Consider the following 21,367-nt stretch of genomic DNA (forward strand, 5'->3'; position numbering starts at 1 on the left):
GAGAAGTTCGTGACCAAAGAGCAGGAACGCGCTCGCGCGCGCCGCCGCTACGAAGAGCACCAGAAGACCCAGAAGCCGCCCGTCAGCGACGCGACGCGCGACAAGCAGGTCTTCGGGGTGATCCTCGCGGTCCTTCTCGTCATCGCCGCCGTCATCGTCGTGCCCAAGCTGATCGGCGGCTCGGACAACGGCACCCCCGCTGCCGGCGAGGCCACAACCCCGGCGACGTCCGCGACGACGACGTCTCCCACGACGAACGCGGCGGGCCTCAAGGAGGGCCAGAAGCTCGCGGCCGGGTGCACCACACCGCCTGCGCTCCAGGCCAAGCCGAAGCAGTTCACCGAGGTCCCCAGCAAGGCGACCGCTGCGGGCAAGACCTTCGTCGCGACCGTCAAGACGACCTGTGGCGACATCACGTTCGAGCTCGACGGCACCAAGGCGCCCCAGACGGTCGCATCCTTCCTCAACCTCGCCAAGAACGGCTACTGGGCCCCGAGCCCCTGCCACCGCGTCACGACCGAGGGCATCTACGTGCTTCAGTGCGGCGACCCCACCGGCACCGGCTCCGGCGGGCCTGGCTACACGTTCGGCATCGAGAACGCGCCCAAGGACGGCAAGTACCCCACGGGTTCCCTCGCCATGGCGCGCACCAGCGACCCGAACAGCAACGGCGGCCAGTTCTTCATCACGTACAAGGAAACCCAGTTGCCGACCGACGGTGGTGGCTACACGATCTTCGGGAAGGTGACCAAGGGCCTCGACATCGTTGAGAAGATCGCAGCGAACAAGGCCCTGCCGCCGAGCCCGCAGGACGGAACCCCCGTGTCCCCGATCAGCATCCTCAGCGTCAGCGTGACGGAGAAGAAGGCATGACCGACAACATCCACTCGCACCCGACCATGTCAGAGGATGCGCCGCCACCCATGGATGCCGCTGCGGAGACGGCCTCCGACACCGCGGAGACGACCCCCGCTGACCCGGTGACGGCTGATCCGGCTGATTCGGCTGATTCGGCGGACGAGGCACCAGCCCCTGCAGTGGCCCCGGTCGCACCCCAGGTTGAGGAGCAGGTTGAACCGGCCGCTGCCGAGCTCGACGACGTGATGGCTTCGGTCGAGTCGACCGAGGGTGGCGGCGCTGCTGGAAAGGCCACCGAGCCGGAGGCAGCAGCCGACGCCGAGGCGGCAGCCGACACCGAGGCGGCAGCCGAGCCCGAGGCGGCAGCCGAGCCCGAGGCGGCAGCCGAGCCCGAGGCGGCAGCCGAGCCCGAGGCGGCAGCCGACACCGAGGCGGCAGCCGACACCGAGGCCACCCCCGAGCCCGAGGCGGCAGCGCCGGTGCCGTCGCCTGCGGACTTCGCGATCCCCAAGCCGAGCGCCATTCCGACGCCGGCCGCGCTGGCCAAGGCCGCGCCGCACCCGGCGGTCCCCGCACCACCCGCACCCACCGTCAGCGACCATTCGGTGTCGGCCGCGTTCGGGCGGGTTGCCGACGACGGCACCGTGTTCGTGAGCACCAAGGAAGGCGAGCACGAGGTCGGCTCCTACCCGGGTGCGACACCGGACGAGGCGCTGAACTACTTCGCCCGCAAGTACGACGAGCTCTTCGCCTCCGCGGTTCTGCTCGAACAGCGCCTCGCCCAGCCGGAGGTGCCCTCCAAGGATGTCGCCGAGGGACTGAAGACCCTCGCGGCCCAGGTCAAGGATGCCTCCGTCGTCGGTGACCTCGACGCCCTGGCGGCCAAGCTCGACGAGATCCAGTCGGGCATCGCGCACAAGCGAACCGTGGAGCAGCAGCACCGAGCCGAAGCCCGAGCCGCAGCGACCGTCGAGCGCGAGAGGATCGTGGCCGAGGCAGAGTCGATCGCCGCCCAGCCGGAGAACCGCATCCAGTGGAAGACCAGCGGCGCCCGGATGCGCGAGCTGCTCGACGAGTGGAAGGCCCACCAGCGCGCGGCCACCCGTCTCGACCGCGAGACGGAGTCCGCCCTGTGGCAGCGCTTCAGCGCTGCTCGGAACAGCTTCGACAAGGCGCGTCGCAGCCACTTCGCCGGCCTCGACGCGGCGCACGCCGACGCCAAGGCCACCAAGGAGCGGCTCGTCCGTGAGGCGGAGGGGCTCGCCACGAGCACGGACTGGGCGGCCACCGCGGGCGCGTTCAAGCGCCTCATGGACGAGTGGCGTCGCGCGGGCCGAGCCAGCCGCACCGACGATGACCGCCTCTGGGCGCGCTTCAAGGCGGCACAGGACTCGTTCTTCGCGGCCAAGGACGAGGTCGTCGCAGCCGAGGAAGAGCAGTTCCGGGGCAACCTCGAGGCCAAGGAGGCCCTGCTCGTCGAGGCCGAGGCGATCCTGCCGGTCACCGACCTGGAGAAGGCCAAGGCTCAGCTGCGCGTCATCCAGGACAAGTGGGACGCGGCCGGCAAGGTGCCCCGCGCCGACATGGACCGCATCGAGAAGGCCATTCGCCGCGTCGAGCAGACCGTGCGCGACGCCGAGGACCGCAAGTGGCGCTCGACGAATCCCGAGGTCGCGGCGCGTGCCCGCGGCATGGTGGACCAGCTCGAGCGCGCTGTCGCCGAGCTCAAGGCGGACCTGTCCCGAGCCGAGGCGTCGGGCAACGCCGCCCAGATCCGCAAGGCCCGGGAGGCACTCGACGCGCGACAGGCCTGGCTGGACCAGGCCCGTGCCGGCGTCGCCGAGTTCGGCGGCTGACTGACCCGTCGAGTGGCCGCGTCGTCACACCCGTACCGCCTGAAGGACACCCTTCATCGTGGCGCGTGTGACGACGCGGCCACTCGACGTTGAGGCTCAGTTGGTCGACTTGCCGCCGTTGACGCGGTAGACGTCGAAGACGCCGTCGATCTTGCGCACCGCCTTGATGACGTGGTCGAGATGTGCCGGGTCACCCATCTCGAACGTGAAGCGCGAGAGCGCCACGCGGTCGCGCGACGTCTGCACCGAGGCCGAGAGGATGTTGACGTGCTGGTCCGACAGGACTCGCGTCACGTCGGACAGCAGCCGGTTGCGGTCGAGCGCCTCCACCTGGAGCTGGACGAGGAAGACGCTCGCCGAGCTCGGCGCCCACTCGACGTCGATGAGTCGCTCCGGGTTGGCGGTCAGCTGCGCGGCGTTGGTGCAGTCCACGCGGTGCACTGACACGCCGCTACCCCGGGTGACGAAGCCGATGATCGGGTCGCCCGGCACGGGCGTGCAGCACTTGGCCAGCTTGACCCAGACGTCCGCGGTGCCGACGACCACGACACCCGGGTCGCCACCGCGGCGACGACGGTTCGCCGCGCGCGTCGGGACGGTGGCCTCGGCGAGGTCCTCGGTGGCACCCTCGACGCCGCCCATGGAGGCGACGACCTTGCTGACGACGTGCTGCGCGGAGACGTGTCCCTCGCCGACTGCGGCATACAGGGCCTCGATGTCCTGGTAGCGCAGGTCGGTGGCGACGGCCGTCATCGACTCGTGGCTCATCAGCCGCTGCAGCGGGAGGTTCTGCTTGCGCAGCGCCTTGGCGATCGAGTCCTTGCCGGCCTCGATGGCCTCCTCGCGACGCTCCTTGCTGAACCACGCCTTGATCTTGTTCCGGGCGCGCGGACTCTTGACGAACTGGAGCCAGTCGCGCGAGGGCCCGGCGCCGTCGGCCTTGCTGGTGAGCACCTCGACGACGTCGCCGTTCTCGAGGGTGGACTCGAGCGGCACGAGGCGGCCGTTGACGCGGGCGCCGATGCAGTGGTGCCCGACCTCGGTGTGCACGGCATAGGCGAAGTCGACCGGGGTGCCACCCATCGGCAGCGCGACGACGGAGCCCTTGGGCGTGAACACGTAGACCTCGCTCGAACCCATCTCGAAGCGCAGCGAGTCGAGGAACTCGCCCGGGTCCTCGGTCTCGCGCTGCCAGTCGAGCAGCTGGCGCAGCCAGGCCATGTCGTTCTGTGGCGTGATCTCGCCGGGCCGCTCTCCCCCGCCGTTGACGGCCTGGTCCTTGTACTTCCAGTGGGCCGCGACGCCGTACTCGGCACGGCGGTGCATCGTGTGCGTGCGGATCTGGATCTCGACCGGCTTGCCCTGTGGCCCGATGACCGTGGTGTGGAGTGACTGGTACATGTTGAACTTCGGCATCGCGATGTAGTCCTTGAACCGGCCAGGAACCGGATTCCATCGCGAGTGCAGGGCGCCGAGCGCCGCATAGCAGTCACGCACCGTGTCGACGAGGACGCGGACCGCGACGAGGTCGTAGATCTCCTCGAAGTCACGGCCGCGCACGATCATCTTCTGGTACACGGAGTAGTAGTGCTTGGGCCGGCCGGTGACCGCGGCCTTGATCTTCGCTCCGGTCAGGTCGTCGGTGACCTGCGTCCGCACCTCCTTGAGGTACTCCTCGCGCGCGGGAGCGCGCTCGGCGACCAGCCGGACGATCTCGTCGTAGACCTTCGGGTAGAGCGTCGCGAACGAGAGGTCCTCGAGCTCCCACTTGATGGTGTTCATCCCGAGCCGGTGCGCGAGCGGCGCGTAGATCTCGAGCGTCTCGTTGGCCTTGCGCTTGGCGGACTCCTCGCTGACATAACGCCAGGTGCGCGCGTTGTGCAGCCGGTCGGCGAGCTTGATGACGAGGACGCGGATGTCACGCGCCATCGCGATGACCATCTTGCGCACCGTCTCGGCCTGTGCCGCCTCGCCGTAGGTCACCTTGTCGAGCTTGGTGACGCCGTCGACGAGCATCGCGATCTCGTCGCCGAAGTCGCGCCGCAGCTCGTCCAGGCCGTATGCCGTGTCCTCCACGGTGTCGTGCAGCAGCGCCGCCGCGAGGGTCGGGGGTGTCATGCCGAGCTCGGCGAGGATCGTGGCGACCGCCAGCGGGTGCGTGATGTACGCGTCGCCGCTCTTGCGCATCTGGCCCTCGTGGGCGCGCTCCGCGGCTGCATACGCCCGCTCGATGATCGAAAGGTCGGCCTTGGGGTGGTTCTGGCGGACGCCGGTCATGAGTGGCTCGAGCACCGGGTTGCCGGTCGGCCGGGCCGCGCCGAACCGGGCAAAGCGGGCTCGCACCCGCGACGGGGTGGAGAGCTCGCTACGGACGTCCTCACTCATGTACTGAGTCTAGGGCGCAGCGCAAATCAGACCGTGAAGATCGAACCCAGGGTGCGGCCATGGCGAGGCCGTGAGGGCCGCTTCCAAACGCCGAGTCCGAGCAGGACACCGGGTCAAACGGTAGCCTCTGACGGTATACGGAAGCTACCAAGGTCAAGCAGAGTTCATTGAGCTTGAAGTCAAGGCTCGCTGGGGCGCATCCTCGCTCTGGGTGCGGTTGTCGCATCGCTCGTCGGCGCTGAGCTGTCGGGCCGCGTGCTCGATGCCTGAGCCAAACACTCGTCAGGCGCCCCCGTCTGGGGCGCCTCTCATTCTCAAGGAGTACGTGTTGTGAACGCCGAGACCGCAGATCGGACCGGCCGTGCCTCCGCCGGGGCCGCCGAGACCTGGACGATCGAGCCAGAGTTCGTGTTTACGGATGAGGAGCGCGACGCCCTCCAGGATGCCCTCGCGACCACCACCGTCTCGCCGTACCGAAGTTACGTCGCTTTTACTCGGCAGGTCACCGACCTGATCGGCGCGGGCGCGGTGCCGACGCGCTTCGCCAACTACGTTGCGACACTGGCCGGCCGCGACCGTGCGACACTGCCCGTCGTCCTTATCAAGAACGGGCCGCACGACCGAGACGTTCCGATCTTCGACTTCGCAGACCCGGTCAAGTCCAAGTACGAGCTCAAGAAGACGTTCGTCTCAGAGGCGATGCTGGCCATGTTCGCCCAGCTCGCCGGCACGCCCGCTATCGGCTACGTCAACGTCAACGACGGCGACGTCTTCCAGGACATATACCCGAAGCAGTCGATGGCGGCCACCCAGTCGCAGAAGGCGCTCAGGGAGATCCACTTCCACAAGGACCTCGCCAACCACTTCGTCCGTCCCGACCAGGTCTACATGGTCGGCATGCGGAGCCACCCCGAGAACGAGGTCTACACCTCGTTCGTTCGCAACATCGACATCTGGCCTCAGTTCACTGAGCGCGAGCTCGAGATTCTGCGCTCACGAGACTTCTACACGCCGTTCGACGACCTGAGCGTGGAGGGGAGCAAAGTCCTCGGCGAGGCGGACAGGCACCCGGTCCTCGGCCCGATCGGCGACCTGCGCTACTTCGAGAACCGCACCCGCGGCCTCACCCCGGCCGCCGAGCGGGTGCTCGTGAAGCTTGACGAGGCCCTGCACGCGCTCAAGCAGCGGGTATTCATCGAGCCGGGCGACTTTGTCGTCACCTACAACAACTTCACAATCCACGCAAAGGAGGTCGTGAAGGTCGCCGACGAGGAGAAACTGCGCACCCGCTGGATCATCAAGACGGTCAACGTCGACTCGATCGCCCCTCACCTGCCGCACCTCGTGCCTGGCACGGACTACCTGATCGACGGTTGATCCGTTGATCGTGATCCCGTACACCGCTGGCTCGGCGACGCCGAGCCAGATCGCACTGGCCTGCCAGGACCGCGGCCACCTCGCGACTTTTGTCGTTGACCCGACAGACCGGGAAGCCGTTGTGCACCTGCGGCTGTTGGAGGCCTTCGGCACGGTGCTCGAGGCCGTGGCTCCGGCTGATGCCGTGGCGGCCTTGCACGGTTGTACCCCGCAGGCCGTGGTGACGTTCGCCGAGGCGACCCTGCCGTGCGCGGCGGCTGTGGCCGCCGCGTTCGACCTCCCGGGGCACTCCCCGGAGATCGTCGAGCAACTCACCGACAAGGGAACACAGCGGCGACGGCTCAACGCCAGCGGCGTTGGCGCGGTAGCGACCGTGAACGTATACGGCGGGCAGCCGAAGGAGCAGCTCAGCGACGTGCCGCTCCCCGGCGTGCTCAAGCCGTGTGTGGGTGCCGGCAGCCGGGACACGCTGATGGTGGAGTCGCCGGCCGAAGTGGCGGCCGAGCTCGCCCGCCACCCGGCGGGGGCCCGCTTCGTCGTGGAGCAGCGCATCGGTGGCTCCACGGCCCCGATTCACACCCGGCTCGCCGACTACCTGTCCGTGGAGTCGGCCGTGGTCGGCGACGACGTCGTTCACCTGGGATGTACCGGACGGTTGCCCCTCGCCGAGCCGGCGCGCGAGCGGGGCCTCGTCTTCCCGATCAGCCCGGAGCCTGCGCTGACTCAAGAGCTTCAGGGTCTGACACAGGCCGCGATCACCGCGCTCGGCATCCGGCACGGCCTGGTACACACCGAGATCAAGCTCGGCGCCGGCGGTCCGCAGGTGATCGAGGTGAATGCCCGGCTGGGCGGAGGACTATCCTCGATCGCGCCCGCGGCCGGCGGGCCAGACCTCGTCGGGCTCGCCGTCGACCTCGCGCTCGGCGAGCCTGTTCCGGCCCTCCCGTCACCCACCGGCGTCGCCCTGCACCTGTACGTCCAGCCGCCGTACGACGCGACGGGGCTGCTTACCGCGCCGGATGTCAAGACCGTGCGCGCGCTCGGCGGTGTGTACGGCGTCGACCGGCGGGTCCGCGCTGGGGAACCCACCGACTGGCGGTCCGGCTCTGCTGGTCGGATCCTCGACGTCTGGGTCAAGGCAGACACCCTCGACGAGCTCCTCAACCGCGCGGACGCGATCGAGTCCGCCGTGGCGGCGATGACTGAATGGAGTCTTGCATGACGCTCTCGGCGTCGTCCCTGGTTGACCTCGTCACCCGGAGCGCGATGAAGCACCCGGACCACTTGGCGCTCGAGGACGGCGGCACCACGCTGACCTATGTCGAGCTTCTCGCCGCTGCCTCGAGACTCGCCGAGGAGCTCGCTGCCGCCAACGTTGGGCGCGAGTCCGTCGTGGCGCTGGACCTGGAGCCTGGATCGCGCACCGTGGTCGCGATGGTCGCAACGGGCCTGCGCGGGGCCGCCTTCATGCCGATCGACCCCCGCGAACCGACAGCCCGCCGTGCGGCGATGCAGCGCGCAGCCCTTCCCACAGCAGTCGTTACTGCCGACGCCGTGATTCACGCCGTCGGTGCCAGACTGGATGAGCGTCTTCCCGCAAAAGCTGGCCTGCCGGCGTATGTCAGCTTCACGTCGGGCTCGACGGGTCTGCCGAAGGCCGTCGTCACCGAACAGCCGGCGATCGTCAACTACGTCGAGCAGGTCGTGCAGGTCTACAGCCTCGGACCCAACGACCGACAGCTGCAGTTCTCGTCGATCGCCTTCGACATCGCTATCGACGAGATCTTCTCGACCCTCGCCGCCGGCGGCACTCTCGTCCATCGCGATGCAGACTTCGTGTTCGGCGGCGTTGACGAGTTCCTCGAGCGGTGTCACGAGCGGCGCATCACGGTGCTGAACCTCCCCACGGGGCTCTGGAACCGGCTCGGTGCAGAACTCGCCGGCAACCCCGCGGTGCGGTTGCCTTCGGAGTTGCGGCTCGTCGTGGTCGGCGGCGAGCCCGCGCAAGCGGCGGCCGTCGCCGCGTGGCACAGGGCGGCCACAAACCCGGACTTCCGGGTTGTCAACGCATACGGCCCGACCGAGGCGGCGGTGTCGGTCACTCTCGCCTCGCTGCAGCCTGGCCGGTCGGTGACGATTGGTCGCGCGCTTGAGGGTGTGACGATCAGCCTGCTCGGTGAGCACGACCGGCCGGTCCCCATTGGCGAGCCCGGCGAGATCGTCGTCAGCGGCGCGGCCGTGGCGCGGGGCTACCTCGAGCGGCCAGGCGTCGGGTTCGCAGACGTCAACGGCGTCTGGTCCTACCGGACCGGCGATCTCGCGCGCCAGGACGCGTCGGGCGACCTCGAGTTCCTCGGCCGTGCAGATGCCCAAGTCAAGGTGCGTGGTGGATTCCGGGTCGAACCCGGAGAGGTCGCGAGTGTCGTGCAGTCGCAGCCCGGCGTACGCCAGGTGCACATCCAGGCACACGAGCGACGCGGCGCAAAGGTGTTGGTGGCTTACGTCGTGCCGATACCGGGCTGGACGGTCGACGTCAGCGCGATGCGTGCGGCGACCGCTGCGACGCTCCCGGACTGGATGGTCCCATGGCATCTCCAATCGGTGGACGCGATCCCGCTCACTAGCCGCGGCAAGGTGGACGAGGCGGCGCTCGCCGCGCTGCTGCCCGACGAGCAGGACAACGAGTCTGCCACCACCGACGAGGTGCACGGCGCGGTCGTCGCTGCCTGGGAGGCCGCGCTAGGTGCGCCACCCAGGGCCGACAACGAGAGCTTCTTCGAGGCCGGTGGGGACTCACTGGCCGCGCTGGAGCTGATCGAGATCCTGACCCGACGGCTCGGAAGGGCTCCCGCGATGCGCGACTTCTACCGCGCACCCACCGCCGAGGACCTCGTCGCCGCGCTCGGCGCCGGCGCGCCCGACGAGGACATACCGACCGCCCACCACACCACCGGGCGGACCTTGGTGCGGATGCGCCGCTCTGGCTCTCGGCGACTGTGGTGCTTCCTCCCGCCGCTGTCCGGCGCGGTGACGCGGTACGCCGCGATGGCGGCACTGCTGCCGGCCGGCGACGCGGTATGGGCCATGGAGACGCCGACCGATCTCTCCGACGGGGGGATGGACCGACTCGCCGACGGGCTCACCGAGCGGCTGCTGGCCGAGGACCTCGGGATGTTCGAGAGCATCGTTTTCTCCGGCTACTCCCTCGGCGGGGTTTTCGCGCACGAGGTCGCTCGCCGGACCGAGCTCGCTCTCGCGCAGCGCAACGGCCGAAGCCCCATCGTGGCGGCGCTGCTCCTGGACCCGCCAGACCCGGCCGAGCCGCAGATGAGCCTCGGTGAGGCGTTCGACATCTTCGTACGGGTCGGCTGGCGAGTCGACGAGCCGGTGGCGTCGTTCGTCACCACCGACGGTTATGACCTGGCTGGGGTCGCCGCGGCCGCTCGACGGACCGGCAGCCTGCCCGGTACGGCCTCGGACGACGAGGTCGCCGACGCCTGGATGGTCTATGCGAGCAACGCCCGCATCCTCGACGACTACGTGCTGTCCGAAGGCGTTACCCGGACGCGGCTGTTGCAGTGCCAGGAGAACGCCGACGTCGCTGTGGGCACCTGGAGCCGCGGCGAGCACACCGGCTCATGGAGGAAGGTGATGCCGCCAGGGCAGACGTCCGTTGTCGCGGTGGAGCACTTCGCGCTGATGGAGCCGCCGAATGACCGCACTGTCCTGCGCTGGCTCGTGGAGACCGCGGGCGAGGCGGCACTCCCATGAGCCCCGGCGTCGGTCACCTGCCGGTTTGGATGCGCGACCTCGGCGGCCGCGGTCCGCGTGGCCTGCTGGCGTGGCAGGCGACGACGAGCGCGGTCGGGATCTTCATGGCGACGGCACTGATGGCCCTCTACCTGGTCGGGCCTGCAGGCCTGAGCGACCGCACGACGGCGCTGACGCTGCTCGGCTCTTCCGCGCTGTGCCTGGTCGCTACACCCTTGGCCGGCCGGGCCATCCGGACACTGGGCGCGCGCCGGTTCGCCATCGCCTCATGCCTGAGCCGCGGCGCGCTCTTCGTGATCCTGCCGCTCTCAGTACACCCGGCGTGGACGATCGGCGTGGTGCTGCTCGTGGGCCTGTGCGAAGCGGCCGCGTTCTCCGTCTACCAGCTGATCATCGCCGACGCGGTCGGCGAGGAGTCGCGAACCGATGTCCTCGCAGTCCGACGGACGCTCGGCAACGTTGGCTTCACCCTCGGCGGCATGGCGGTTGGCGTCGTCGTCGGAGTGGGAAGCCGGGCCGCGTACTCCGCTGCCTTCGTCGCCTGCGGCGTCGCCCTCGTCGTCGCAGCGCTGTTTCTCTTGCCGCTCCCAGAGCCAGGGCAGACGAGGGCCGTCGACCGTCAGGAGCACAGCGGCCCACGAGCCGCCCTGCGGGACCTGCGGTTTCTCGGGCTCATCGCGGCGGCGACCGTGATGGCATCGAGCATGCACCTGCTCACCGTCGGCGTCCCGCTGTGGGTGGTGCGCCACACGAGGGCGCCCGGCGGGGTCGTCGGCGCGCTGCTCATCATCAACACCGTCCTCGTCGTTGTGCTGCAGGTCCGACTCGCACGCGGTTCGGCAACGTGGTCGGGGGCGCGCCGAGCGGTCATCAGCGCGGGCGTGCTGTTCGCCGTGTCGGTGTTGCTCATGGCGCTGTCTGCGCGGGTCGCGGCATGGGCTGCCGTCGTGGTGCTCGTCGTTGCGACCGTCCTCGCCGCGGTAGCCGAGATGTGGGACAGCGCGGGCTGGTGGACGCTGTCCTATGAGTACGCCTCGCCCGCAGAGCGACCCGACTACCTGGCCGCGTTCGACGTCGTTACGCCCGCAGTCAACATCGCCGGACCGCCTTTGATGATCTGGATCGCGAGTCACGAGACGCTTGGATGGGCGGCATATGCCGCTCTCTTCCTCGTTTCCGCCGGACTCGTTCTCAGGTTGGCGGTCCGCGGCCAGGCACCGAGTCCGATGCTCGTCACAGCCCTGGACAACGGGTCATCGGATTCGTCGACCGGCCGCAAGTAGTTTTCGGCCGCCTTTTCGTGCGGACCAGGACGCGGGCTGCCGCCGCTCAAACCCTAAACGGTCAGGATCGACTCCACGGTGCGGCCGGAAAGTCTGGAGCGTCCGTCGAGAAAGCCCAGCTCGATGACGAACTCCAGAGCGGTCACCGACGCGCCCGTGCGCTCGACCAGCTCGCAGGCGGCAGCCGCGGTGCCGCCTGTGGCCAGGACGTCGTCCACGAGCAGGACCCGCTCTGCGGGCCGGAACGCGTCGCTCTGGACCTCCACGTGTGCGCTGCCGTACTCGAGGTCGTAGGACGACCCGAGCGTCTCCCCGGGCAGCTTTCCGGCCTTACGGATCGCGACGAAACCGATGCCGAGCGCGTGGGCCACCGGGGCACCGAAGATGAACCCTCGGGCCTCGACCCCGGCGACCGCGTCGATCCGGCCGTCCCATCGGCCCGCGATGTCGCCGACGAGCGCGGCGAACGCGGGCCCGTCGGCGAGCAGAGGCGACAGGTCCTTGAACACGATCCCGGGCTTGGGAAAGTCGGGAACGTCGCGAACACCTCGCGCGACGATGTCCGCGATCGCGGTCACGCCACCTCCTGGGTGCAGATCCGGCCGGGGCCGGTTCGGGTCGGTCCGGGCAGCGCCTCAGCGCTGAGACTTCGGGGTGTGCTTCGGCTGGTTCCGCGGTCCCGACTGGGCGTACTTGTGCAGCGGACGGGGCGCCCCGTCGGCGGCACGCGTGCGGTCGGTGGATGCGGCACCGGTGCTGTCCGCACCGACCACGACCGGCTCCGGAACACCCACCGCGGCTGCAGCCGCCTCGCGCTCGGCCTGCCGGGCACCGTGCCGGGCGACGTACTTCTCGAGCTCGCGGACCGCCGGCTCGTTGCGTCGCAGGTCGACGAGCAGCGGGGTCGCGATGAAGATCGAGGAGTAGGCGCCGACGCCGATGCCGATGAACAGGGCCAGGGACAGGTCGAGCAGCGTGCCCGGGCCAAGGAACGTGAAGCCGACGAAGAGCACCGCCGCGATCGGCAGCAGGGCCACCACGGTCGTGTTGATCGACCGGACCAGCGTCTGGTTCACGGCGAGGTTGGCGGCTGCGGCATACGTCATCCGCTTGGTGCGGAACGCGTCCGCGGTGTTCTCGCGGACCTTGTCGAAGACGACCACCGTGTCGTAGAGCGAGTAGCCGAGGATGGTCAGGAAGCCGATCATCGACGACGGGGTGATCTCGAACCCGAACAGGGCATAGATGCCGACCGTGATGACCAGGTCGTGCAGCAGCGCCACGAGCCCGGATATGGCCATCTTCCAGGTCCGGAAGTAGAGCGCCATCACGATCGTCACCAAGATGAGGAACACGATGAGGCCCTGGATGGCCTGCTTACTGACGGACTCCCCCCAGCTCGGGCCGATGAGCGAGGCGCTCACCGAGTCCTGAGGGACGCCGAACGCCTGGGCGAGCTCGGTGCGGCCCTCGTCGGTGCGCTCCGAGGCTGCCTCGGTCTGCACGCGGACGGTGTTCTGGCCGACGATCGTCGTGACGACGTTGCCGCTGATGCCGGCGTCGCCGATGGCGCTCTGCGCCTTCTCCTCGTAGCCCTGGCTGTTGGAAACGCCCTGGACCCGGAACTCGGTGCCGCCACGGAACTCGATACCGAAGTTGAGTCCTCGGGCGAAGATGCCGACGAGAGCGAGCACGATGAGCACGCCCGAGAACGCGTACCACGTCTTCTGGCGCTTGATGAAGTCGATCGAGCGCTTGCCCGTGTAGAGGTCATTGCCGACCTGGGCGAAGTTGACCATCGTCACGCCTTCCGCTCGGAGAGTCGGGCCGAACCGGCCGGGGTCGGGGTCGGGGCCGGGTTGGTGGTGCCCGCGGCCGGCGATGCGGGACGCGCCGGGCCGAAGCGACCGGCTCCGCGGTAGCGGATGGACTCCTTGGCGCCGAGGCGCACCGGGTCGAGCCCGGACCACTTGTGGCCGCCGCCGAAGAACTTCGTGCGGGCCAGCAGCTGGACCGTCGGGTGGGTGAAGAGGATGACGACGAGCAGGTCGATGATCGTCGTGAGGCCGAGCGTGAAGGCGAAGCCCCGGACGTTGCTCGAGGCGAGCAGGTAGAGCACCAGCGCGGCGATGAAGTTCACCGTGTCGGCGGCCAGGATGGTGCGCCGAGCGCGCTTCCACCCGGTCTCCACCGCTGCGACGAGCGGACGGCCCTCGCGCACCTCGTCACGGATTCGCTCGAAGTACACGATGAAGGAGTCTGCGGTCACACCGATGGCCACGATCAGACCGGTGACACCGGCCATGGTCAGTCGGAACCCGTGGGTCGTGCCGAGCACGGTCACGGCGAGGTACGTGATGACCGAGGCGACGACGAGGGAGAAGACCGTGACCAGGCCCAGGGCGCGGTACTGGAACAGCGAGTAGATGACGACGAGGAGCAGGCCGATGAAGCCGGCGAGCAGGCCGATCTTGAGCTGCTCCTGACCGAGCTGCGGCGTGATCGTGTCGTTGGTCTCGAGCTGGAAGCTGATCGGCAGGGCGCCGAACTTCAGCTGCTGCGCGAGCTGCTTGGCCGAGTCGATCGTGAACGAACCGGTGATCGAGGCGCGACCGTCGGTGATCACGGCGCGCGCCTGAGGAGCGGTGATGACCGAGTTGTCGAGCACGACGGCGAACTGGTCGAGCGGCGGGTCGTTCTGCAGGGCGTAGAGCCGCTTGGTGACGGCCGCGAACTTGGCCTTGCCGCTGTCCTTGAACGACAGGGCAACCTCGACGATCGACGTGGGCTGGCCGTTCGGTCCGGGCTGGAAGCCGCTGCTCGCGTCGGCGATCTCGTCACCGTTGATCTCGGCCGGGCCGAGGATGTACTTGGTCACGCGGTCGTCGCCACAGGTGGCGACGGGCAGGGCCGGGTCGTCGACGACCTTGTCGGTCGCGCCCGGCTTGGTGCAGTCCAGCGCCATGTACTGCTTGGCCACGTTGGCGGCAGCCTCGTCAGCCTTGGCCTGGGTCCAGCCGAGCCCGACGAGGCCCTTGCTCGCCTGCGCCTTGAGGGCGGCCTCGGTCTGTGCCGCGGTGGGCGCGGCCGCGGTGGACGTGGGCGACGGGGTGGTCGCCGTCGCAGAGGGCGACCCGGTGGCGGTGCCCGTCGCGGTGCCCGTAGCCGCACGCAGCGCCTGAGGCACTGCGCCGTTCTGGGCCGTCGCCGAGGTCGAGGGAGTGCCGGTCGCAGACGCTGACGGCGTGCCGGCGGGCGTCGTCGCGGTGCCGGTCGGGGTCGGAGTGCCGGTCGAAGAACCACCCGGGGTGGTCGCGGCGGCGTTGGGCTCGACCGCCTGGACATAGACCTGGCGGAAGCGCATCTGCGAGGACTTGCGGATGGCGTCGAGCTGCTCGGCCGACGGCGTGCCCGGGATGGAGACGACGATGTTGTCCTGGCCGAGCGTCGAGATCTCGGCCTCGGAGACGCCGTTGGCGTCGATGCGCTGACGGATGATGTCGACCGCCTGGTCGACCTGTCCGGGGGTGACCTTCTCGTTGCCCACCTGGACGGGCCTCAGCACCATCTCGGTGCCGCCCTCGAGGTCCAGGCCGAGGCGCGGGGTCAGCGACCCGTCGCCCCACTTGGCGAGGCCGCCGGCGAGGACGCCGAGGGCCAGGATGATGGCGAGCAGCGCCAACAGGCTCCGCGTCGCCGACTTGGTGATGGAGGTACGAGCCACGTGCGCCTCACTGACCGTTCTGCGATGCGCCCGGCGCGGTGTCCGTCGTGGTGCCCGGCGTGGTGTCCGGCATGGTGTCGCCGTCAGCGTCGGCGTCGGCCAGGCTGGCGGTGCCCGCCTGGGTGTCGGACTGCTTCATCGCGATCGCGCGACGGTCATAGCGCAGGGTGGTGCCCTCGGCGACCTCGAGCCAGGCGCTCGTCTCGTCCAGGTGCTTGACCGTGCCGAAGAGGCCGGACGAGGTGATCACCTTGTCACCGACGTTGAGCGCCGCGCTGAACTCGCGCACCTGCTTCATCCGCTTGTTCTGGGTGTAGAACAGCCAGCCGAGGAGCAGCAGAGGCAGGGCGAAAATCAGCAAATAGGATGCCCCGTTGGAGTTCATGTCAGGCTCGATCCTTCGTTTCATCATCCGGTCGTCATGCGGGCACGCCACGACCACGTTGAGGGTGTCTGGACGTCGCATCAACGACCGGAGGCACCGGATAGTGCCGCAAGGGCAGCGGCGACTGATGCCCGCAGGAGTCTACGTGCGACGCGGCAGTTTGTCAGACCGGGGGACCCGGATGCACGCGGTGGCCGGGTCACGTTTTGGCCGCATTGCCTGGCAAGGCGGATCGGGCGCCCTCACGACCGGCTGTCGAAGCGAGCTCCGCCGGCCTCTTCGAGCGGCAGGGTGGCCGACCAGAGCCCCTGGGCATCGAGCGGCGGTGTCAGCCCGAGATGCGCCCAGGCCAGGCTCGAGGCTGCTCGCCCGCGCGGTGTGCGCACCATGAACCCCTCTCGGACCAGGTAGGGCTCCGCGACGGTCTCCACGGTGTCGGGCTCCTCCCCCACCGCGACAGCCAGGGTCGACAGGCCCACCGGTCCGCCGTTGAAGCGACGACACAGGGCATCGAGCACCGCGCGGTCGAGCCGGTCCAGTCCGCGCTCGTCGACGTCGAACAGCTCCAGCGCCTGGCGGGCGGCGGGGCGGGTGACCCGATGGTCGCCGTGGATCTGGGCCCAGTCCCGCACCCGGCGCAGCAGCCGGTTGGCGATCCGGGGCGTGCCCCGGGAGCGCAGAGCGATCTCGGAGATGCCGTCGTCGTCGGCCTCCAGCCCCAGCAGCCGTGCCGAGCGCTGAAGGATCTGGACGAGGTCGGCGGCAGCGTAGTAGTCCAGGTGCGCCGTGAATCCGAAGCGGTCGCGCAGGGGCGCCGGAAGGAGCCCGGCGCGCGTCGTGGCACCCACGACCGTGAACGGCGGCAGCTCGAGCGGGATCGCGGTGGCGCCAGGCCCCTTGCCGATGATGACGTCGACCCGGAAGTCCTCCATCGCGAGGTAGAGCATCTCCTCCGCGGAGCGCGACATGCGGTGGATCTCGTCCAGGAAGAGCACCTCGCCCTCGGCGAGCGAGGACAGCACTGACGCGAGGTCCCCGGCGTGCTGGATGGCGGGGCCGGAGGTGATGCGGATCGGCTGCTCGAGCTCACTGGCGACGATCATCGCCAGGGTCGTCTTGCCCAGGCCAGGTGGCCCGGACAGGAGCACGTGGTCCGGCGGTGTGCCGCGACGCCGCGCCGCCTTGAGGACGAGGCCCAGCTGCTGCCGAACGCGGTTCTGCCCGGGGAAGTCGTCGAGTCGCTTCGGCCTCAGTGCGGCCTCGACCTGACGTTCGTCGGCCTCGTCCGCCTCGTCCAGCCGTGCGTCCACGATGCGGGCGGTCGCATCGAACGAGCCGTCGTGCCATGTCATCTCAGGCTCGAGCGCGGGTCCGTCGCCGGACTCCCACGGCGCGGGGCGGGCCTCGCTCATCGGCCGAGCTCCTGAAGCGCGGCCCGCAGCAGGGCCGAGACACCGGCGCCCTCAGCGGCCTTGGGGGCCACCTTGTCCAGAGCGTCCTCGGCCTGGCGAACGGTCCAGCCGAGACCGACGAGGGCCTCGCGGACCTGCTCGCGCCACAGCTCGCCGGAGTCGAGGTGGACGGGCTCCGGGGCGCCGGTGGAGCTCGGGAGCGCCCCGATCTTGTCCTTCAGCTCGAGCACGAGCCGCTCGGCGCCCTTGCGGCCGATGCCGGGCACCTTCGTGAGGGCGACGAGGTCGCCGGTGCCCAGAGCGACGCGGACTGCGTCGGGCGAGTGCACCGCAAGCATGGCGAGCGCGAGCCGGGGCCCCACCCCCGACACGGTCTGGACGGTCTCGAAGATGACCTTCTCGTCGTCGGTGGCGAAGCCGTAGAGCGTCAGGGAGTCCTCGCGCACGACGAGGGAGGTCGCGAGCTCGGTCGGCTGCCCCAGGCGCACCGACGCGGCTGTTGCCGGGGTTGTGTGGACGAGCATGCCGACTCCCCCGACCCCGACGACGACCGAGTCGAGGCCGACCTTGAGGGCGGTGCCGGACAGCGAGGCGATCATCGAGGTTGGGCTCCAGTGGTCGGGAGTGCGGGGAGGTTGCGAGCCGAACGGGCTGTGGGTGTCCGGACCTTTCGGGCCGCAGGTATGCCGCCGGGCCGGGTGCCACCACGGGCCAGGGCCTCGCGGTGCGCCTCTTCCAGCCGGCTCTGGGTGCCACCGCGCCAGACGTGGCAGATCGCGAGCGCGAGTGCATCGGCGGCGTCGGCGGGCTTGGGGGCGCGCTCGAGCCCGAGCAGCCGGGTGACCATCGTGGTGACCTGGGCCTTGTCGGCACGTCCGCTGCCGCTGACAGCGGCCTTGACCTCGGTCGGGGTGTGCAGCGCGACGGGCAGGCCGCGACGCTCGGCGAGCATCATGACGATCCCGGTGACCTGCGCCGTGCCCATGACGGTCGAGACGTTGGTGTCGGCGAAGACCCGTTCGATCGCGACCGCCTCGGGGCGGTGCCGGTCGAACCACAGTCGAAGCTCATCCTCGACGGCGACCAGGCGCTTCGGCGTGGGGTCGCCGGAGGGTGTCCGGATCACTCCGACCTCGACGAGGGACAGGCGGCGCCCGGGCACGCCGTCGACGACTCCCACGCCACAGCGGGTCAGCCCGGGGTCAACGGCGAGGACGCGCACGGCATACCTCCTCGGGTTGTGGTCGGGGCGCGACGCTGGGCGGCCTCATGCGAACAGGTGTTCGGCTACCACCGTATCCACCCCGCCGGGAAAGAACGGGAGGCACGCCGTGACCGGCGTGCCTCCCTCGCACCGCGGAACGTCGGGTGCGTGCCTTGGTTGCGCTCAGTCCTCGTCGTCGAGCTGGGCGAGGACGTCGTCGGGGATGTCGCCGTTGGCGAAGACGTTCTGCACGTCGTCGCTGTCCTCGAGCGCCTCGATGACCCGGATCATCTTCTTGGCGCCATCGAGGTCGAGCGGGACCTGGAGGTTCGGCACGAAGGAGGCCTCAGCGGAGTCGTAGTCGATCCCCGCGTCCTGCACGGCCTTGCGGACGGCCACGAAGTCGGTCGCCTCGGAGACGATCTCCCAGGTGTCGCCGTTGTCGTTGACCTCCTCGGCGCCGGCTTCCAGCACGACCTCGAGGATGTCGTCCTCCGAGCCGGCGTCCTTGGGCACGATGACGACGCCCTTGCGGTTGAACACGTAGGCCACGGAACCGGGGTCGGCCAGCTGCCCGCCGTTGCGCGTCAGCGCGGTGCGGACCTCGGCCGCGGCGCGGTTCCGGTTGTCGGTGAGGCACTCGATGAGCACGGCGACGCCGTTCGGGGCATACCCCTCGTACATGATCGTCTGGTAGTCGGCCCCGCCGCCCTCGGCGCCCGAACCGCGCTTGACGGCGCGGTCGATGTTGTCGTTGGGCACCGACGACTTCTTGGCCTTCTGGATCGCGTCGTAGAGCGTCGGGTTGCCGGTCGGGTCACCGCCGCCCTGACGGGCCGCGACCTCGATGTTCTTGATGAGCTTGGCGAAGAGCTTGCCTCGCTTGGCATCGATGGCAGCCTTCTTGTGCTTCGTGGTGGCCCATTTGGAGTGGCCGCTCATGCAGTGTCCTCGCGTTCGTGTGCTGTGTCGCGTTCCTGGATGTCGCGCATGCCGGGTGTCGCCGCCGGTGATCGCGTCGCCGGGTGTCGCGCCCGAGCTACCGGCGGTGCGCTCTGACGATCGAGACGAACTCGGCGTGGATCCGGCGGTCGCCACCCAGCACCTCGGGGTGGAACGAGGTCGCCATGAGGTTCCCTTGCCGGACCGCGACGATCCTACCGGCGGCGGGGCCTTCGCTCACGCGGGCAAGCACGTCGACACCAGAACCGGTCTCCTCCACCCAGGGTGCGCGGATGAAGACGGCGTGCACGGTGCCCGCGTGCGACACGTCGAGCCAGGCGTACTCGAGGTTCTGCTCGAAGGAGTCGACCTGGCGGCCGAAGGCGTTGCGGCGGACCGTCACGTCGAGGCCGCCGAGAGTCTCCTGATCCGGCCGCGCGTCGGCGATGCGGTCCGCGAGCATGATCATCCCGGCACACGAGCCGTAGGCGGGCATGCCGTCGGCGATCCGCTTGCGCAGCGGCTCCTGCAGCTCGAAGGCTCGGACGAGCTTGTCCATCACCGTCGACTCGCCGCCGGGGATGACGAGCCCGTCGACCCGCTCGACCTCCTCGGGTCGTCGGACGGTGACCGCCTCGGCGCCGAGTGAGGTCAGGGTCGCCAGATGTTCTCGCACGTCACCCTGGACGGCGAGCACGCCGATGCACGGCGCGGTGGTGCGTGGTGCCATGGGCGCGAGCGTAACTGTCGCGGCAACACACCCGGAAACCGACAGCTCGCGACCGTTGCAACCGGCCGGAGCTGTGGGTTTCCGGGTGTGTTGCGGGTCGAGGCGGTCTGGGATGCGAGACAGTGTCGGGAAGGCGCGACTGACGTGGCGACCGCGGCACGGGATACGTTGCGCCCATGACCTCCCAGACGCTCGACACGCTCCGGGCCCGCGCCGAGGCCGCGGACGCCGCCTCACCGCTGCGGGCCACGCGAGACCTGTTCACACTGCCCGACGGCGTCATCTACCTCGACGGCAACTCGCTCGGGGCGCTGCCCAAGGCCGTTCCCACCGCCGTCGAGGACGTGGTGCACCGGCAGTGGGGCGAACGGCTCATCCGGTCGTGGAACGAGGCTGACTGGTGGGGTGCCCAGACGCGCATCGGGGACGCGGTGGGCCGGCTCGTCGGAGCGGCGCCAGGCCAGGTCGTCGTCACCGACTCGACCTCGGTCAACCTCTTCAAGGCCGTGGTCGGCGCGGCCCGCCTTCGTCCCGGGCGCACGGTCGTGCTCACCGACCCCGACTCGTTCCCGACGGACCTGTACATGACCGAGGCGGCGGCGCGCCTCGCGGGCCTGGAGGTCCGGCGCGTGACGCCGAGCGAGGCGGAGGCCGCGATCCACGAGGTCGGCGAGGCCTTGGCCGTGGCCGCCTACTCCAGCGTCGACTACCGCACCGGCGAAGTCTGGGACCTGCCCGCGATCACGGCGGCCGCGCATGCTGTCGGCGCACTCGCCTGCTGGGACCTGTGCCACTCGGCCGGCGTGATGGAGGTCGAGCTCGACGCACACGAGGCCGACCTCGCCGTCGGCTGCGGGTACAAGTACCTCAACGGCGGCCCCGGGGCCCCGGCCTTCCTCTACGTCGCCGCGCGCCACCAGGACGACTTCGACCAGCCGCTGACGGGCTGGCAGGGGCACGCGCGGCCGTTCGACATGAGCCCGGACTATGCCCCCGCACCCGGCATCACCCGCGCCCGCGTCGGCACCCCGCCGCTGCTGTCGATGCTGGCGCTGGAGACGGCGCTGGCGGCATACGACGGGCTCTCCCCAGCGGACGTGCGGGCGGTGTCCCTGTCGGTGACGGGCACGTTCATCGCCGCTCTCGACGAGCTCGGCGTAGACCTGCCGCTCGCGACCCCTCGGGAGGATGCGCGACGCGGTTCACAGGTGTCGCTGCGGCACCCGCAGGCGTTCGCCGTGGCCCAGGCCCTCATCGCGCGGGGTGTCATCGGCGACTTCCGGGAGCCGGACATCATCCGGCTGGGGTTCGCTCCCCTCTACGTCACCCACGTCGACGCGGTCAGAGCCGCCGAACACGTCCGCGAGGTGCTCGACGACCGCGAGTTCGAGCGGCCGGAGTTCGCGGAGCGCGGCGCCGTCACCTGACGGCCTGCACCAC

17 protein-coding genes are annotated in these 21,367 nt (G+C 69.8%); 7 read left to right on the forward strand and 10 right to left on the reverse strand.

All coding sequences use genetic code 11. The features are described 5' to 3' along the window. Positions 1-9: 9 nt before the first annotated feature. Both ACWEOW_RS03140 and ACWEOW_RS03145 read left to right on the forward strand, forming a co-directional pair. Complete coding sequence (locus ACWEOW_RS03140; RefSeq protein WP_452267699.1) at positions 10-873, forward strand: peptidylprolyl isomerase; 864 nt, start codon at positions 10-12, stop codon at positions 871-873. Next, entirely contained in the window at positions 870-2,714 is a 1,845-nt protein-coding gene (locus ACWEOW_RS03145) for a DUF349 domain-containing protein (RefSeq protein WP_452267700.1), read from the forward strand. The genes ACWEOW_RS03140 and ACWEOW_RS03145 overlap by 4 nt, the downstream gene beginning before the upstream one ends. 96 nt (positions 2,715-2,810) lie before the next feature. Here the strand turns inward: ACWEOW_RS03145 and ACWEOW_RS03150 are convergent, their stop codons facing one another. Then, entirely contained in the window at positions 2,811-5,099 is a 2,289-nt protein-coding gene (locus ACWEOW_RS03150; protein WP_452267701.1) for a RelA/SpoT family protein, read from the reverse strand. Between the two features lie 330 nt (positions 5,100-5,429). Here ACWEOW_RS03150 and ACWEOW_RS03155 point away from each other — a divergent pair, with 330 nt between their 5' ends. From ACWEOW_RS03155 to ACWEOW_RS03170, 4 genes are read left to right on the forward strand one after another with little or no spacing between them, the layout of a single operon-like run. Beyond that, entirely contained in the window at positions 5,430-6,476 is a 1,047-nt protein-coding gene (locus ACWEOW_RS03155; protein ID WP_452267702.1) for a hypothetical protein, read from the forward strand. Between the two features lie 4 nt (positions 6,477-6,480). Further along, positions 6,481-7,698 (forward strand): ATP-grasp domain-containing protein, encoded by a 1,218-nt coding sequence (locus ACWEOW_RS03160; RefSeq protein WP_452267703.1) that lies wholly within the window; start codon positions 6,481-6,483, stop codon positions 7,696-7,698. Continuing rightward, positions 7,695-10,247: an AMP-binding protein gene (locus ACWEOW_RS03165; protein WP_452267704.1), complete on the forward strand. Its 2,553-nt coding sequence runs from the start codon at positions 7,695-7,697 to the stop codon at positions 10,245-10,247. The genes ACWEOW_RS03160 and ACWEOW_RS03165 overlap by 4 nt, the downstream gene beginning before the upstream one ends. Beyond that, positions 10,244-11,530, forward strand: coding sequence for an MFS transporter (locus ACWEOW_RS03170; RefSeq protein WP_452267705.1), 1,287 nt, complete (start codon positions 10,244-10,246; stop codon positions 11,528-11,530). The genes ACWEOW_RS03165 and ACWEOW_RS03170 overlap by 4 nt, the downstream gene beginning before the upstream one ends. Before the next feature lie 53 nt (positions 11,531-11,583). Here ACWEOW_RS03170 and ACWEOW_RS03175 read toward each other — a convergent pair whose 3' ends face one another. From ACWEOW_RS03175 to pdxT, 9 genes are all read right to left on the reverse strand, one after another. Then, positions 11,584-12,108 carry an adenine phosphoribosyltransferase gene (locus ACWEOW_RS03175; protein ID WP_452267706.1) on the reverse strand — a complete coding sequence of 175 codons (525 nt, stop codon included), beginning with the start codon at positions 12,106-12,108 and terminating at the stop codon, positions 11,584-11,586. 57 nt (positions 12,109-12,165) lie between these two features. After that, positions 12,166-13,329 (reverse strand): protein translocase subunit SecF, encoded by a 1,164-nt coding sequence (gene secF, locus ACWEOW_RS03180; RefSeq protein ID WP_452267707.1) that lies wholly within the window; start codon positions 13,327-13,329, stop codon positions 12,166-12,168. A gap of 2 nt (positions 13,330-13,331) precedes the next feature. Continuing rightward, positions 13,332-15,254 (reverse strand): protein translocase subunit SecD, encoded by a 1,923-nt coding sequence (gene secD / locus ACWEOW_RS03185; RefSeq protein ID WP_452267708.1) that lies wholly within the window; start codon positions 15,252-15,254, stop codon positions 13,332-13,334. A 7-nt stretch (positions 15,255-15,261) separates the two neighbouring features. Continuing rightward, positions 15,262-15,696 carry a preprotein translocase subunit YajC gene (gene yajC / locus ACWEOW_RS03190; RefSeq protein ID WP_452267709.1) on the reverse strand — a complete coding sequence of 145 codons (435 nt, stop codon included), beginning with the start codon at positions 15,694-15,696 and terminating at the stop codon, positions 15,262-15,264. A gap of 185 nt (positions 15,697-15,881) precedes the next feature. After that, positions 15,882-16,991, reverse strand: coding sequence for a Holliday junction branch migration DNA helicase RuvB (gene ruvB, locus ACWEOW_RS03195; RefSeq protein ID WP_452268021.1), 1,110 nt, complete (start codon positions 16,989-16,991; stop codon positions 15,882-15,884). A gap of 56 nt (positions 16,992-17,047) precedes the next feature. Next, positions 17,048-17,650, reverse strand: coding sequence for a Holliday junction branch migration protein RuvA (gene ruvA / locus ACWEOW_RS03200; protein ID WP_452267710.1), 603 nt, complete (start codon positions 17,648-17,650; stop codon positions 17,048-17,050). Continuing rightward, complete coding sequence (gene ruvC / locus ACWEOW_RS03205; RefSeq protein WP_452267711.1) at positions 17,647-18,273, reverse strand: crossover junction endodeoxyribonuclease RuvC; 627 nt, start codon at positions 18,271-18,273, stop codon at positions 17,647-17,649. The genes ruvA and ruvC overlap by 4 nt, the downstream gene beginning before the upstream one ends. Positions 18,274-18,438: 165 nt before the next feature. Further along, positions 18,439-19,197: a YebC/PmpR family DNA-binding transcriptional regulator gene (locus ACWEOW_RS03210; protein ID WP_452267712.1), complete on the reverse strand. Its 759-nt coding sequence runs from the start codon at positions 19,195-19,197 to the stop codon at positions 18,439-18,441. Between the two features lie 97 nt (positions 19,198-19,294). Beyond that, a complete protein-coding gene (pdxT, locus tag ACWEOW_RS03215) occupies positions 19,295-19,927 on the reverse strand; it encodes a pyridoxal 5'-phosphate synthase glutaminase subunit PdxT (protein WP_452267713.1) in 633 nt (210 codons plus the stop codon). A 176-nt stretch (positions 19,928-20,103) separates the two neighbouring features. Here pdxT and kynU point away from each other — a divergent pair, with 176 nt between their 5' ends. Continuing rightward, the gene (gene kynU, locus ACWEOW_RS03220; protein ID WP_452267714.1) at positions 20,104-21,354 is read left to right on the forward strand and encodes a kynureninase; all 1,251 of its coding nucleotides are present in this window, start codon (positions 20,104-20,106) and stop codon (positions 21,352-21,354) included. Positions 21,355-21,367: the final 13 nt, after the last annotated feature.

The organism is Monashia sp. NPDC004114, assembly GCF_053603855.1.